The sequence below is a fragment of the Oscillochloris sp. ZM17-4 genome (genome assembly GCF_019599295.1).
Classification (GTDB): domain Bacteria; phylum Chloroflexota; class Chloroflexia; order Chloroflexales; family Chloroflexaceae; genus Oscillochloris.
On the sequence record NZ_JAIEWN010000013.1, the window covers coordinates 101,705 to 114,387 of the forward strand.

The following is a 12,683-nucleotide window of genomic DNA, read 5'->3' on the forward strand; positions in this document are numbered from 1 at the left end:
ATCGCGGGCAACTGGGTGTAGGTTCGGACGGTTCGGCGATCCAGGCCAGTGGCGGCGGCGATCGCGCGCAGTGACCAGCCTTGCTGATGCAGGGCACGAACATGCGCGTGGCGCGCCGCTTTTGCCGTCGCCCGCGCGTGTTGGTTCTGCACTCGACGCGAAGGCGGCGCAGCGCGGGAAACGACAGGCGGAGGGAGGTGCGTATCACCCACCGATGTGTCCGGAGCCGTTGGCATCGCGGCATGATCAGTCGCCACTGGTACGGCGATGGTGAGGATGTCCTCCAGCAGCTGGTGCTGCTGCTGAAAGACCTGCAACAGGGCGGCACCCACGTTTTTGAGCAGATGCCAGCGGTCGGCGACCTGGATGGCGTTGGGAGCACCTGATCGCGCTCCTTCAGCATAGCTGCCGCCCCGGTCGCGGGTGATGATCATCACCCCAGGGTGCGCACGGAGCCACTGGGCCAGGGTGTCGGCCTGCCGATCCGGCAGCAGGTCGATCGGCTGCTGCCGTTCATGATCGACGAGAATCGTGCCATACGTATGGGCTTTCCACAAAATTTGCGCACCGTGATCGGGACATGAACCGCCCAGTCGGCCCAGGGAAGATCGGCAAGCGTCCGGGTATAGCGGCTATGCACGCGGGCCGTTTGGGTGCCACACGTCGGGCACCACGCGTGATCGGTCGTCGCTACGACGTGCATGGTGATGGCGTGAGTTGCGTCGTCGATCTGGATGTCGTCAAGGTGGAGTGTGGTTGGGTCATGGAGCAGCAAAGAGGGGATGTCCATAGGTTTTCATGACATCCTAGCACGTTTTTGTCCTCGATCACCAAAAGGCCGGAAGAGCCAATTGTACACCGGCCTTGACACGCACCATCCGCAGTGCTATCGGATACCTCCGGTTGCGCTATCCCCCGAACACACTGCTGCAACACTGTGATCTTCATGGTGATGTGAAACCAGTCCAGAATATGCTCCGCTTCTGGGTGCAGATACCTCGGTAATAGGCGCACCGTCGCCCCTCCATCGGAGAAGAAGGTTACCTGTTGGTTCGCCTGCATCCCTTGCGCCTCCAGGACATCCCAGAGTCGGCGTTTGGGCTTGGTGTCAAAGGCGCGTACCAACGCAAAGCATTTGCTCGAAGGCGGAAGCGTTTCTGGGTCGTCACGCTGGAAGGAAAGAATGCTTTTGCCTGCGATGACCTCGAAGAGGTTTCCCGTTTTTGCGTCCGTCGTCCCCCTCCGCGCACGGACAATGCCGCCATCGAGACCGACCGTTTGTGTGGTATCGTCCCTACGACGCAGGAACACCCACTTGATGAGCCTATCACCCTATGGTAGCGTACCAGAGAACTGGTCTATGATATCTATGTACCAGCCAAGGACATCGCAGATGGGTTTCGTGGGATCGATGCCCGACGACGGCATACGGAGGAGGCCAGACCATGCGGATCGGCTATGTCCGTGTTTCGACAGCTGATCAGAACCTGCATCTCCAACATGATGCGCTCCAGGCCGCAGGGTGCGAGCGCCTGTTTAGCGACACGGTGAGTGGCGCCCGCGTGGATCGTCCGGGGCTGACCGCAGCACTGAGCGCATGTCGGTCGGGCGACACCCTCGTGATGTGGAAGCTCGACCGGTTGGGGCGCTCACTCCCACACCTCGTGGAGATCGTGCAGGATGTATACGCCCGTGGTGTGGGTTTCACCAGCTTGCAGGAGCAGATGGATACGACGACCTCGGGCGGGAAGCTGATCTTCCACATCTTCGCATCACTGGCCACATTTGAGCGCGATCTGATCCGGGAGCGAACCAACGCCGGGTTGGCGGCGGCGCGCGCGAGAGGCAGACATGGTGGCCGTCCGAAAGGCGTCGACCAGAAGAAGCAGAAAGCGGCGCTGGCCTATCGCGGCGGGCTACAGGCCGAGGAGCGCATGGCGCGAGCGGCGGCGGCGCTAGAGCGGGTCGGCCTGGGCCAGCGCATGGACCACAAGCCCCAGGAGCTCTCGGGCGGCCAGCAGCAGCGGGTGGCGATCGCCCGGGCGCTGGTGACGCAGCCGGCCCTGCTGCTGGCCGACGAGCCGACCGGCGCGCTGGACACGCGCACCAGCGCCGAGGTGATGGAGCTGCTGACCGACCTGAACCAGCGCAGCGGGATGACCGTGGTGCTGGTGACCCACGAGCCGGACGTGGCCCGCTACGCCCGGCGGCTGCTGGAGATCCGCGACGGCCAGCTCCAGCGCGATGTGCCGACCGCCGAGGCATGGGTCGATCAGAACCCGCACGCGCCGGGCGCGGCGGTGGGGCCGGTCGTGCGGGCGCGGCGGGTCGGCCGCCTGCCAGTGGCCCGCCAATGGAGGAAGAGCGCATGAGCACGAACGAGCAGCTCCACATGCCAGCCATCCCGCCGACGCGCACGAATGTGGACGCCCCAGCTCCCACCGATACGGTAGGGGATGACCTCTGGGAGGGCGGGATCGGCTGGGTCGAGACCTTAGGCATGTCGCTCGCCAGCCTGCGCGGCAACCCGCTACGGACGATCCTGACCGTGCTCGGCGTCTTGATCGGCGTGGCCTCGGTGGTGGCTCTGCTGGCGGTTGGGCGCGGCTCGCAGGCGGCGATCACCTCGGCGATTACCGCCAACGGGGCCAACCTGCTGACGGTGCGGCCGGGGGCCGCCAGCGCCGGCGGCGTGCGCGGCGCGGTCGGCTCAGGCGGGTCGCTGACCATGGCCGACGCGACCGCGCTGGAGAACCCGCAGGACGTGCCCGATGCGGCCTACGTCTCGCCAGAGTACACCGGCAACGCTCAGCTGGTGGCCGGCAGCAACAACCAGAACACCCGCATCACCGGGGCGACGCCGGTCTACCCCAGCCTGCACAACAATACCCTGGCCGAGGGCAGCTTCTTTGCCGACAGCGACGTGCAGGCTGCGGCGAACGTGGCGGTGCTGGGGGCGAACGTGTCCAGCGAGCTGTTCCCCAACGGCGACGCGCTAGGCCAGCAGGTGCGGATGAATGGCCAAAGCTTTCGGGTGATCGGGGTGCTGGCAAGCTCGGGCGGCACTGGCTTCGGCTCGATCGACGACGGGGTGATCGTGCCGCTGAGCACCGCCCAGCGCAAGCTCTTCGGCGCGCGGGCTGCGGTGGGCGGCTCGTTCAGCGTCTCAACCATCGTCGTCCAGGCGGCCAGCGCGGGCCAGATCGACGCGACCCTGAATGAGATCAACACCACCCTGCGCCAGCGCCAGAACCTACCGCTGGACGGCAGCGGCGACACCTTCAGCGTGATCAACCAGGCGGCCATCTTAGCCACGGTGACGCAGACAACGCAGATGCTGACGCTGTTTCTGGCGGCGATTGCGGCGATCTCGCTGCTGGTGGGCGGGATCGGGATCATGAACATTATGCTGGTGTCGGTGCGCGAGCGGACCCGTGAGATCGGGCTGAGCAAGGCGCTGGGCGCCCGCGAGGGCGACATCCTGCTGCAGTTCCTGTTCGAGTCGCTGGCCCTGAGCGGGGTGGGCGGGCTGGTGGGCCTGGCCCTGGGCGCGGCGATCGCCCTGGCGGTGGGGGCAAGCGGGGCCATGCAGGTCCAGCTCAGCCCCGACGCGGCCCTGCTGGCCCTCGGCTTCGCGCTGGCAGTGGGTCTGTTCTTCGGCATCGCCCCGGCCCGCAGCGCGGCCCGGCTCGACCCGATTGTTGCCCTGCGGTATGAGTAGGGGACAGGGGATAGGGGATAGGGGACAGGGGATGGACACATACGGCACGACCTATCCGAGGATGCCATGTTCAATTGGCTGAACCGGCGGAGCCGGGGCCAGGGGATGGCCCTCAGCCTCGCCCTGATGGCCCTGATTGGGCTCGTCGATATGTGTACGAGCTATGAGTTCGATCTGAGCAACCTGTACATCGCCCCGATCATCCTGATCACCTGGACGCTGGGGCACCGCGCCGGCTGGGCGATGGCGATCAGTTGCGCTGGCCTGCGGGTCGCTACCGATGTGGTCACCCGCAGGCCGGTGAGCCATCTCGGGGTGTACCTGTGGTCGTTTGTCGCCAGTGGGCTGATCTTCACGATCCTCGTGGTGCTGATCACCCAGCTTCACGCCGCCCTCAGCGCCCAGTATCGGCAGGCCCGCCATGATCCGCTGACCGCCCTCTGCAACCGTGCCGGATTCTACGAGCTGGCCGAGCGCGAGCTGGCCCGCAGTCGGCGCAGCGGCGACCCGCTGACCGTCGTCTATCTCGACTGCGATGGCTTTAAGGCAGTCAATGATCGCTACGGGCATCACATGGGCGATCAGGTGCTGCGTGCGGTTGGGGCGACCCTCAATGACGCGCTGCGGCCGAGCGATGTGGCGGCCCGCATGGGCGGCGACGAGTTTGTGCTGCTGCTGTCAGGCGTGGCCCCGCCGACAAGCCAGCCGCTGGTTGAGCGGATCGCGGCGGCGCTCGATCAGGTCATGCAGTCCGGCGGCTGGCCGGTCTCGTTCAGCGTCGGCGCGGTGACCTACGCCGTTGCACCGGAGTCGGTCGACGGGCTGCTCGCCCCGGCCGACGCGCTGATGTACACGGTCAAGCACGCAGGCAAGAACCGGGTGGCCCACCAGGTGATCCCCGCAGCCTAGCCCAGGCGCCCGTGCTATGCGCTGGCGAGCAGGCTGCGCGTATGCCGGGCGATCATCAGATCCTCGTCAGTCGGGATGACCCAGGTCGCCACGGTGCTGTCGTCGGCGCTGATCTGGGGGCCGCCGCGCTCGTTGGCGGTCGGGTTGAGGCGCAGTCCCAGCCACGCGGCCTCTCGACAGACCCGCGCCCTGATCGGTGCGGCGTGCTCGCCGATCCCGGCGGTGAACACGAGCGCGTCGAGCCCGCCCAGGGTGGCGGCCAGCTCGCCCAGCGCCCGCCCGATGCGGTACACGAATAGGTCGATCGCCTCCGCGGCGCGCGGCGCGCTGCTGTCGAGCAGCGCGCGCATATCGTTGCTAACCCCCGAGACCCCTAGCAGCCCCGACCGATGGTAGAGCAGATCGGTGATCGCGGCGACGTCCATGCCGTGCTCACCCATCAGGTAGAGGATGACGCCGGGATCGAGCGCGCCGCAGCGCGTGCCCATCATCAGGCCGTCGAGGACGCTGAAACCCATCGTGGTGGCGACGCTCTTGCGCCCGCGCATGGCGCACATGCTGGCCCCGTTCCCCAGGTGCGCGACGACCACTCGCCCATCGGCCAGCGGGCCAACCACCTCGGGCAGCACGCTGGCGATGTACTCGTAGGACAGGCCGTGAAAGCCGTAGCGCCTGATGCCCTGGTCGCTTAGGTCGTGCGGCAGGGCAAATGCCTGGGCCACGTGCGGCTGGGTGTGGTGGAAGACCGTGTCGAAGCATGCGACCTGCGGAATCTGCGGGTGGTGGGTCGCCAGGGACTGGATCGGGGCCAGGTTGTGGGGCTGATGAAGTGGGGCCAGCGGGGTGAATGTCGCCAGCTCCGCCATTACGGCGGCATCGACCAGCACCGGCGCCGAGAAGCGCCCGCCGCCGTGAACCACACGGTGCCCGACGCCGATCAGGCGCATGCCGTCCTCGTGATGGTCGATCCAATCTAGCAGCAGGCCGATCGCCGTCTCGTAGCTGAACGGCTCGCCTAGGGCGATCTCACGACTCAGCAGCTGCTGGCCCTGGGCATCAGCTACGCTGAAGCGCGGCTGTCCGCTAATGCCGTCGATCGCCCCGCTGTACACGCGGGTCAGCGGCGTCGCACCGCGCTCAGCTGTAAACAGCGCAAACTTGATACTCGACGATCCGGCATTGATCGCCAGAATGACATCGGTCATGGCTGGATCCTCCGTTTGCCATGGGCAAGCAGCAGCGCGAGGCTACACGAGGCCATAGGGAGTGTGCCGAAAGCGGGCGAGATTCACCCAAACACCCTACACCTATAGCACTGAGCAGCAGGCTTGAGCCACTGAGGCACTGAATCTGGTGGCTCGCTGCGCTCGCGCCTTCCTCATAACAGGCTCAATCTCTCTGCCCGCCGCTATAAGAGGTGTGTCGGCCTGACTTGCGCCGGCCAGCGAGAAGTCGCGCAAGGCGCATGGCAGAGTATCACGATTTTGGTGTCTGGAGAAGTGAGAAAGGTCGGATCACGATCTCTACTTTACCCCTGGCACTGCCAGGGACAGCTGCTCAGCGGGACGGCACATACCTTGCTAGTACCGTTATGCGGAAATCCCTATCATCCACATGTACCGCAATGTGTGCCAATTATCGTATGGATACGCCTCTTCGCTTTAGCGTTGCCTTAGCTGGCATGCACCCGTCTCTTCATCTCGCTTCTGTACACTGGCCTACGCGAACCTTGGGGCAGCAGTCGTGATGATACGCATGGAGTTGGCCATGAACGTGAGCCCGTTGGCGGGGAAGCCGGCCGAAGAGTCGATGCTGGTGAACATTCCCAGGCTGGTCAGCGCCTATTATACGGAGACCCCTGTGCGCCGCCTGCTGGAGGAGGCGCAGGCAATCGTGAGCGCTGCGCTGGCAGATCAGGCGGGGGGATGATCATGCCCCTGAAGCTCTACCTGGTTCGGCACGGCGGCACCTCATGGTCGGTCTCTGGCCAGCACACCGGCCGCAGCGACATCCCGCTGACCCCCCAGGGCGAGGCCGAGGCGCGACGCCTCGCGCCGCGCCTTCAGGCGGTGGCGTTCACCCATGTGCTGACCAGCCCAAGCCAGCGGGCGCGCCGGACATGCGCGCTGGTGGGCCTGGAGCCGAAGGCCGCGATCGACCCCGATCTGTCCGAGTGGGCCTATGGCGACTATGAGGGCCGGACCTCGGCCGACATCCGGGCGGAGCGCCTGGGCTGGGATGTCTTCCGCGATGGCTGCCCGCACGGCGAGTCGCCGGCCCAGATCGCGGCCCGCGCAGATCGGCTGATCGCCCGCCTGCGCGCGCTGGACGGCAATGTCGCGCTGTTCTCGCACGGCCAGTTCGGCGCGGTGCTGGCCGCGCGCTGGATCGGGCTCACCGTGGTCGAAGCGCAGCACTTTCGGCTCGACACCGCATCGCTGAGCATCCTCGGCTACGACCCGCATCACCCCGAGGTGGCGGTCATTGCGATGTGGAACACCAGCGCGTAGGCGCGTGTACCTTGAATGACGCTGAGCCCCCGCGTGGGCTTGGAAGGAGATAGATCGCTATGCAACTTGGAATGATCGGCCTCGGGCGCATGGGCGCGGGTATGGTGCGCCGCCTGATGCGGGGCGGGCACACGTGCGTCGTGTATGACCGCGATCAAGCGGCGGCGGCCGAACTGGCCGGCGAAGGCGCGACCGCTGCCACGTCACTCGGCGATCTTGTCGCCACATTGGAGACGCCGCGGGTGATCTGGCTGATGATCCCCGCCGCTGCGGTCGATTCGGCGCTCCAGGATCTGCGCGGGCTGCTCCAGCCCGGCGACAGCGTGGTCGATGGCGGCAACTCGTACTACATCGACGACATGCGCCGGGCGCAGGAGCTGGCAGCCAGCGGCATCACCTACATCGATGTGGGCACGAGCGGCGGCGTGTGGGGGCTGGAGCGCGGCTATTGCATGATGATCGGCGGGCCGCAGGCCGCCGTGCAGCAGCTCGACCCCATCTTCAAAGCGCTGGCCCCCGGGGCGGGCACGATCGCGCGCACGCCTGGCCGCGCGCGGCTGGGCGGCACCGCCGAGGCTGGCTACCTCCACTGCGGGCCGAGCGGGGCCGGCCACTTCGTCAAGATGGTACATAACGGGATCGAGTACGGGATCATGGCGGCCTACGCCGAGGGGCTGAACATCCTCAAGCACGCCAACGTCGGCGCGCAGGGCCACGCCATCAGCGCCGAGATGACACCGCTGCGCCACCCGGAGGACTACCAGTACGATCTGGACCTGGTCGACGTGGCTGAGGTCTGGCGGCGCGGCAGTGTGATCGCCTCGTGGCTGCTCGATCTGACCGCGACGGCGCTGGTGGCGGACCCACAGCTCGCCCAGTTTACGGGCCGGGTCTCGGACTCGGGCGAGGGGCGCTGGACGATCCTGGCGGCCATCGAGACGGGCGCGCCCGCGCCGGTGCTGAGCGCGGCGCTGGACCAGCGCTTCGCATCACGCGGCGAGGACGACTTCGCCGACAAGCTGCTCTCCGCGATGCGCTTCCAGTTGTCGAGATCGCCTGGTCGATCGTCGAGCCCATCCTCGACGACGTGACGCCGCTGTGCGACTATGCGCCGGGCACCTGGGGGCCGCAGGAGGCCGAGCGGCTCATCGCCGATGTGGGCGGCTGGCACCGGCCGGGCCGCAGATAGCCGCAGGGCGCGGGGCGCAGATAGAGGGGTCTGGCAGCCGAAACCCAGGATCTTCCTACTGTTGGCATCCAGCCGGCGGGGCTATGCTGATTGTGAGCCTTGGAGTGCTGGACAAGACACAGCGTGTGCCGATGCACAAGGAGCATAATGATGAACCAGAGCACGATTGGAACATACGCGACGCTCGACGCGGCCGAGCAGGCCGTGCGCGCGCTCGGCGAGGGCGGCTTCCCGATCCGCCAGGTGTCGATCCTGTCCCAGGACATGCAGAGCGAGCGGGTGGTCCACGGCTATATCACCACGGGCGATGTGGCCAAGCAGGGCGCGGGCGTGGGCGCGTGGTCGGGCGGCCTGTTTGGCATCCTGATGGGTGCCGCCTTCATCTGGGTGCCGGGCTTCGGGCCGCTGCTGGTAGCAGGGGCGTTTGCCGGCGTGCTGCTGGGCGGCATCGAGGGCGCGGCGGCCGGCGCCGTGGCGGGCGGGGCGCTGGGCGCCCTGGCCGGCTGGGGCGTCTCGAAGCAGCATATCCTCAAATACGAGGAGCAGCTCAAGACAGGCAAGTACCTGGTCATCGCCCACGGCAGCGATGACCAGGTCGCGCAGGCCCGCACGCTGCTGGGCCAGACTGAGACGGCCGCGCTGGACGTCCACGCCGCACGGTGAGGGTGGGGGAGCGCTGCGCGACACCATAAAAAACTGGTAGCGCGCATACGCGCTGGGTTCGCCTGCGCATGTGAGCAGCATCATGGTCGCGGGCGACTGAAGTCGCGTCACGGGAGCCTGCGGCTGGCCGCCCGCCTGCGCGGGCGGGTGCGGCGTCGGCCTGCGCCGACGCCCCGGCGCGGAGCGCCCCTCCGGCGCGACGTCAGTCGCTGGCCGGCGGGCCCTCCCCTCACGATGCGACGTGACCCAGGAGTTATTCGTGCTAAGAAAAAACTGGCGGTGCTGCGGCGCGGCGACGCCGCGCCGCAGCACCGCCAGTGCAGATGGAAGAGTCAATGACGCATTGCAGGAGCAACCATGAGTAATCCAACCCCTGTCAGACACCCGATCTATAACCTGCGCTCTCGCGAGATCGCAGGGTTCGACTCGCTGGCCGAGCTGGCCCTGGATCTGCGCTGGTCCTGGGGCCACGCCACCGACCATGTGTGGCGGCAGCTAGACACCGAGCTGTGGGAGAGCACCCATAACCCCTGGGTCGTCTTGCAGACAGCTTCGCGCGACCGGATCGCAGGCGTGCTGGCCGACCCCACCTTTCGCAACAATGTGGACGAGCTGCTGCGCAGCAGGCGTCACGAGGCCCAGGCGCCCGCGTGGTTTCAGCGGCAGCATCCGCAGGCGCCCCTGACCTGCGCCGCCTACTTCAGCATGGAGTTTATGCTGAGCGAGGCGCTGCCGATCTACTCGGGCGGGCTTGGCAATGTGGCTGGCGACCAGCTCAAGGCGGCGAGCGATCTGGGCCTGCCGGTGCTTGGCGTGGGGCTCCTCTACCAGCAGGGCTATTTCCGCCAGGTGATCGACCAGGACGGCGCGCAGCAGGCGCTCTACCCGTATAACGACCCCGGCCAGCTGCCGATCACGCCGCTGCGCCAGGCGAACGGCGAGTGGCTGCGCCTGGAGATCGCCTTGCCGGGCTACACCGTCTGGCTGCGGGCCTGGCAGGTCAAGGTCGGCCGCGTGAAGCTCTACCTGCTCGACAGCAACGACGCGGCGAACACGGCGGTGCATCGTGGGATCACCAGCGAGCTGTATGGCGGCGGGCCGGAGCTGCGCCTGACCCAGGAGCTGCTGCTCGGCATTGGCGGCTGGCGCCTGCTCGCCGCGCTCGGCGTGCAGCCCGAGGTGTGCCATCTGAATGAAGGGCACGCGGCCTTCGCTGTGCTGGAGCGCGCGCGCAGTTTTATGCAGGCGACCGGGCAGCCCTTCGACGTCGCCCTGGCCGCCACGCGGGCGGGGAATCTCTTCACCACCCACACGGCGGTGGCCGCCGGATTTGACCGCTTCGACCCGGCGCTGATCGCGCGCTACCTCGGCCGGTATGCGCAGGAGGAGCTGCACATTTCTGTCGACGATCTGCTGTCCCTGGGCCGCCAGAATGCCGACGACCCGACCGAGCCGTTTAACATGGCCTATCTGGCCATCCACGGCAGCGGGGCGGTGAATGGCGTGAGCCGCCTGCACGGGCAGGTCAGCCAACGCCTGTTTGCGCCGCTCTTCCCGCGCTGGCCGCAGGCGGACGTGCCGGTTGGCCACGTGACCAACGGCGTGCATATGCCAAGCTGGGCCTCGTCTGCGGCCGATGCGCTCTGGGCGGAGGCGTGCGGGGAGGAGCGCTGGCTGGGGGCGGAGGCGGGCGAGGGGCAGGGCATGGGTGGCGTCTCGGACGCGACGCTCTGGCAGCTTCGCGGCGCGGCTAGCCGGTCGCTGGTGGACTTCGCGCACGAGCGGCTGGCCAGCCAGCTGGCAGCATCCGGCGCGGCGCCCGAGGCGATTGACGCGGCGAGGCAGCGATTTGACCCCGAGCGGTTGACGCTGGGCTTTGCGCGGCGCTTCGCGACCTACAAGCGGCCCAACCTGCTGCTGCACGACCCGGAGCGGCTGCTGCGGCTGCTCAGCAACCCCGAGCGCCCGGTGCAGCTGATCATCGCCGGCAAGGCTCACCCGGAGGACCAGGCCGGGCAGCGCCTGATCCAGGCCTGGGTCCAGTTCATCCGCCGGACAGAGGCCCGCGCCCGAGTCATCTTTCTCAGCGACTACGACATGCTGCTGTCCGAGCGCCTGGTCCAGGGCGTCGATGTCTGGGTCAACACGCCCCGGCGGCCCTGGGAGGCCAGCGGCACCAGCGGCATGAAGGTGCTGGTCAACGGCGGGGTCAATCTCTCGGAGCTGGACGGCTGGTGGGCGGAGGCGTACACGCCGGAGGTGGGCTGGGCGCTGGGGGACGGCCAGGAGCATGGCGATGATCCGGCCTGGGACGCTGCCGAGGCCGATTCGCTCTACGACCTGCTTGAGCGCGAGGTGATCCCTTCGTTCTACGCCCGCAATGCGCAGGGCATCCCGGCCGCCTGGGTGGCGCGCATGCGCGCGAGCATGGCCCAGCTGACGCCACGATTCTCCGCCAGCCGCACGGTGCGTGAATACACCGAGCAGCACTACCTCCCGGCCGCGGCGGCCTACCGCGCGCGCGCGGCGAAGAGCGGGGCGATCGGGGCGCAGCTGGTCGATTGGCGGCGCGGGCTTGCGCAGCGCTGGGCCACGCTGCGATTCGGCAGCGTGACGGTGGAGACCGCTGACGACCAACATGTCTTTGAGGTCGAGGTCTATCTCCACGATCTCGACCCGCAGGCGGTGCGGGTCGAGCTGTATGCCAACGGGCGCAACGGCGGCCCGCCAGAGCGGCACGCGATGGCATGTGTACGCCACCTGGACGGCCCGGGGCACGGAGCCGTCTACCGCACGGCGATAGCGGCCGCCCGCCCGCCGGCCGACTACACCGCGCGCGTGATCCCGCAGCGCGCCGGCGTCGCGGTGCCCCTGGAGGCAGCGCACATCCTCTGGCAGCGCTGAGCACGCGCGCATGCACGATCATGCGCGCGCAGCGCGATCCGCGTCATCCACAGGTGCCTGATGCATTGGCGTAGGGCCGACGCATGCGCACCGGATGAATCTGCGTGTCGCCTTAACGATCAATCAATCACGTCTGGACACATCTCAGGTCGAGGTCGGTCTCGCCCGAGTCGTGGACGCATGGGTCATCCGAGCAGCGCCAGGTGGCATTGAGGGATGGGCTGTAGCCGGGCGATCTGGACACCTGCGAGACGCCGGGGCGGGCGCCGTAGCGGCGGCAGCGTCGGCGTCTCCGGTGGTTGGGCTCAAGCGCCGAACGCCGCGCTGCGGCGGGCCATCCGCGCGGCGCTGATGTGGCTTCAGGCGGAATGCACCATCACGCACATGATGGAGCGCTGACTAATCACGGCGGCGATCAGCAGCCGTGATCAGTCAGCGCTCCACGCGCAATGCGGATGATGGTCGCTGCGATAGCTTCCGGGGAGAGCACATAGTCGATACACCCGCTTGCAATGGCGCTCGCTGGCATATCCGGCTGCCCGGCCGTGTCGAGTCGCTGCGCGATGGTGATGCCGCCCACGTCCTTGATGTCGCACAGCGCTGCGGCCCCATCGCCATCATAGCCAGAGACAATGACCGCGATCAGCGTACCGCCCCAGTGCTGCGTGAGGGAGCGCAGAAAGACGGTGATCACGTCGGGCCATCCGCGCGGCTTTGATATCGGCTCCAGGCGGAATGCGCCATTACACGAAGCCCCCTGCTCAGCCGTCCTGCCCGCCGCTAGAGC

General features: G+C 67.5%; 10 protein-coding genes and 3 pseudogenes. 8 read left to right on the top strand and 5 right to left on the bottom strand.

What is annotated here, in order from left to right; all coding sequences use genetic code 11:
• The 3 genes and pseudogenes from K2Z83_RS12100 to K2Z83_RS29940 form a co-directional block, all read right to left on the bottom strand.
• Nucleotides 1–557, bottom strand: a 557-nt coding sequence (locus K2Z83_RS12100) for a transposase (protein ID WP_220595440.1), incomplete at its 3' end; no start/stop codon positions are given.
• Nucleotides 558–613: 56 nt separating this feature from the next.
• Nucleotides 614–790 (bottom strand): annotated as a pseudogene (locus K2Z83_RS29935) (ISL3 family transposase); the annotation flags it as partial.
• Nucleotides 791–897: 107 nt separating this feature from the next.
• Nucleotides 898–1,296: pseudogene (locus tag K2Z83_RS29940) on the bottom strand (ISKra4 family transposase); the annotation flags it as partial.
• A 149-nt stretch (nucleotides 1,297–1,445) separates the two neighbouring features.
• Between K2Z83_RS29940 and K2Z83_RS12105 the strand changes: the two are divergent.
• From K2Z83_RS12105 to K2Z83_RS12115, 3 genes are all read left to right on the top strand, one after another.
• Nucleotides 1,446–2,372: a recombinase family protein gene (locus K2Z83_RS12105; protein ID WP_220595441.1), complete on the top strand. Its 927-nt coding sequence runs from the start codon at nucleotides 1,446–1,448 to the stop codon at nucleotides 2,370–2,372.
• Nucleotides 2,369–3,721 carry an ABC transporter permease gene (locus K2Z83_RS12110; RefSeq protein WP_220595442.1) on the top strand — a complete coding sequence of 451 codons (1,353 nt, stop codon included), beginning with the start codon at nucleotides 2,369–2,371 and terminating at the stop codon, nucleotides 3,719–3,721. Before K2Z83_RS12105 ends, K2Z83_RS12110 begins: the two co-directional genes overlap by 4 nt.
• Before the next feature lie 66 nt (nucleotides 3,722–3,787).
• Complete coding sequence (locus K2Z83_RS12115) at nucleotides 3,788–4,630, top strand: GGDEF domain-containing protein (RefSeq protein WP_220595443.1); 843 nt, start codon at nucleotides 3,788–3,790, stop codon at nucleotides 4,628–4,630.
• Between the two features lie 14 nt (nucleotides 4,631–4,644).
• Here the strand turns inward: K2Z83_RS12115 and K2Z83_RS12120 are convergent, their stop codons facing one another.
• Nucleotides 4,645–5,835 carry an acetate/propionate family kinase gene (locus K2Z83_RS12120; protein ID WP_220595444.1) on the bottom strand — a complete coding sequence of 397 codons (1,191 nt, stop codon included), beginning with the start codon at nucleotides 5,833–5,835 and terminating at the stop codon, nucleotides 4,645–4,647.
• Between the two features lie 562 nt (nucleotides 5,836–6,397).
• Here K2Z83_RS12120 and K2Z83_RS12125 point away from each other — a divergent pair.
• The 5 genes from K2Z83_RS12125 to glgP all read left to right on the top strand — a co-directional run bounded on the left by K2Z83_RS12125 (nucleotide 6,398) and on the right by glgP (nucleotide 11,896).
• Nucleotides 6,398–6,559: a hypothetical protein gene (locus K2Z83_RS12125; protein WP_220595445.1), complete on the top strand. Its 162-nt coding sequence runs from the start codon at nucleotides 6,398–6,400 to the stop codon at nucleotides 6,557–6,559.
• On the top strand, nucleotides 6,556–7,140 hold the full coding sequence (locus K2Z83_RS12130) for a histidine phosphatase family protein (RefSeq protein WP_220595446.1): 585 nt from the start codon (nucleotides 6,556–6,558) through the stop codon (nucleotides 7,138–7,140). The genes K2Z83_RS12125 and K2Z83_RS12130 overlap by 4 nt, the downstream gene beginning before the upstream one ends.
• A 59-nt stretch (nucleotides 7,141–7,199) precedes the next feature.
• Complete coding sequence (gene gnd / locus K2Z83_RS12135) at nucleotides 7,200–8,231, top strand: phosphogluconate dehydrogenase (NAD(+)-dependent, decarboxylating) (RefSeq protein WP_220595447.1); 1,032 nt, start codon at nucleotides 7,200–7,202, stop codon at nucleotides 8,229–8,231.
• A gap of 245 nt (nucleotides 8,232–8,476) precedes the next feature.
• Nucleotides 8,477–8,992, top strand: a complete 516-nt coding sequence (locus tag K2Z83_RS12140) for a general stress protein (protein ID WP_220595448.1) — start codon at nucleotides 8,477–8,479, stop codon at nucleotides 8,990–8,992.
• Nucleotides 8,993–9,349: 357 nt separating this feature from the next.
• Entirely contained in the window at nucleotides 9,350–11,896 is a 2,547-nt protein-coding gene (gene glgP, locus K2Z83_RS12145; protein WP_220595449.1) for an alpha-glucan family phosphorylase, read from the top strand.
• 415 nt (nucleotides 11,897–12,311) lie between these two features.
• Here the strand turns inward: glgP and K2Z83_RS12150 are convergent.
• A pseudogene (locus K2Z83_RS12150) lies at nucleotides 12,312–12,641 on the bottom strand (chemotaxis protein CheB); the annotation flags it as partial.
• Nucleotides 12,642–12,683 lie beyond the last annotated feature (42 nt).

Coding starts and splice junctions, on each gene's coding strand:
- gnd (WP_220595447.1), top strand. CDS start 7,200: ATGCAACTTGGAATGATCGGCCTCGGGCGCATGGGCGCGGGTATGGTG.
- K2Z83_RS12125 (WP_220595445.1), top strand. CDS start 6,398: ATGAACGTGAGCCCGTTGGCGGGGAAGCCGGCCGAAGAGTCGATGCTG.
- K2Z83_RS12105 (WP_220595441.1), top strand. CDS start 1,446: ATGCGGATCGGCTATGTCCGTGTTTCGACAGCTGATCAGAACCTGCAT.
- K2Z83_RS12130 (WP_220595446.1), top strand. CDS start 6,556: ATGATCATGCCCCTGAAGCTCTACCTGGTTCGGCACGGCGGCACCTCA.
- glgP (WP_220595449.1), top strand. CDS start 9,350: ATGAGTAATCCAACCCCTGTCAGACACCCGATCTATAACCTGCGCTCT.
- K2Z83_RS12120 (WP_220595444.1), bottom strand. CDS start 5,835: ATGACCGATGTCATTCTGGCGATCAATGCCGGATCGTCGAGTATCAAG.
- K2Z83_RS12115 (WP_220595443.1), top strand. CDS start 3,788: ATGTTCAATTGGCTGAACCGGCGGAGCCGGGGCCAGGGGATGGCCCTC.
- K2Z83_RS12140 (WP_220595448.1), top strand. CDS start 8,477: ATGATGAACCAGAGCACGATTGGAACATACGCGACGCTCGACGCGGCC.
- K2Z83_RS12110 (WP_220595442.1), top strand. CDS start 2,369: ATGAGCACGAACGAGCAGCTCCACATGCCAGCCATCCCGCCGACGCGC.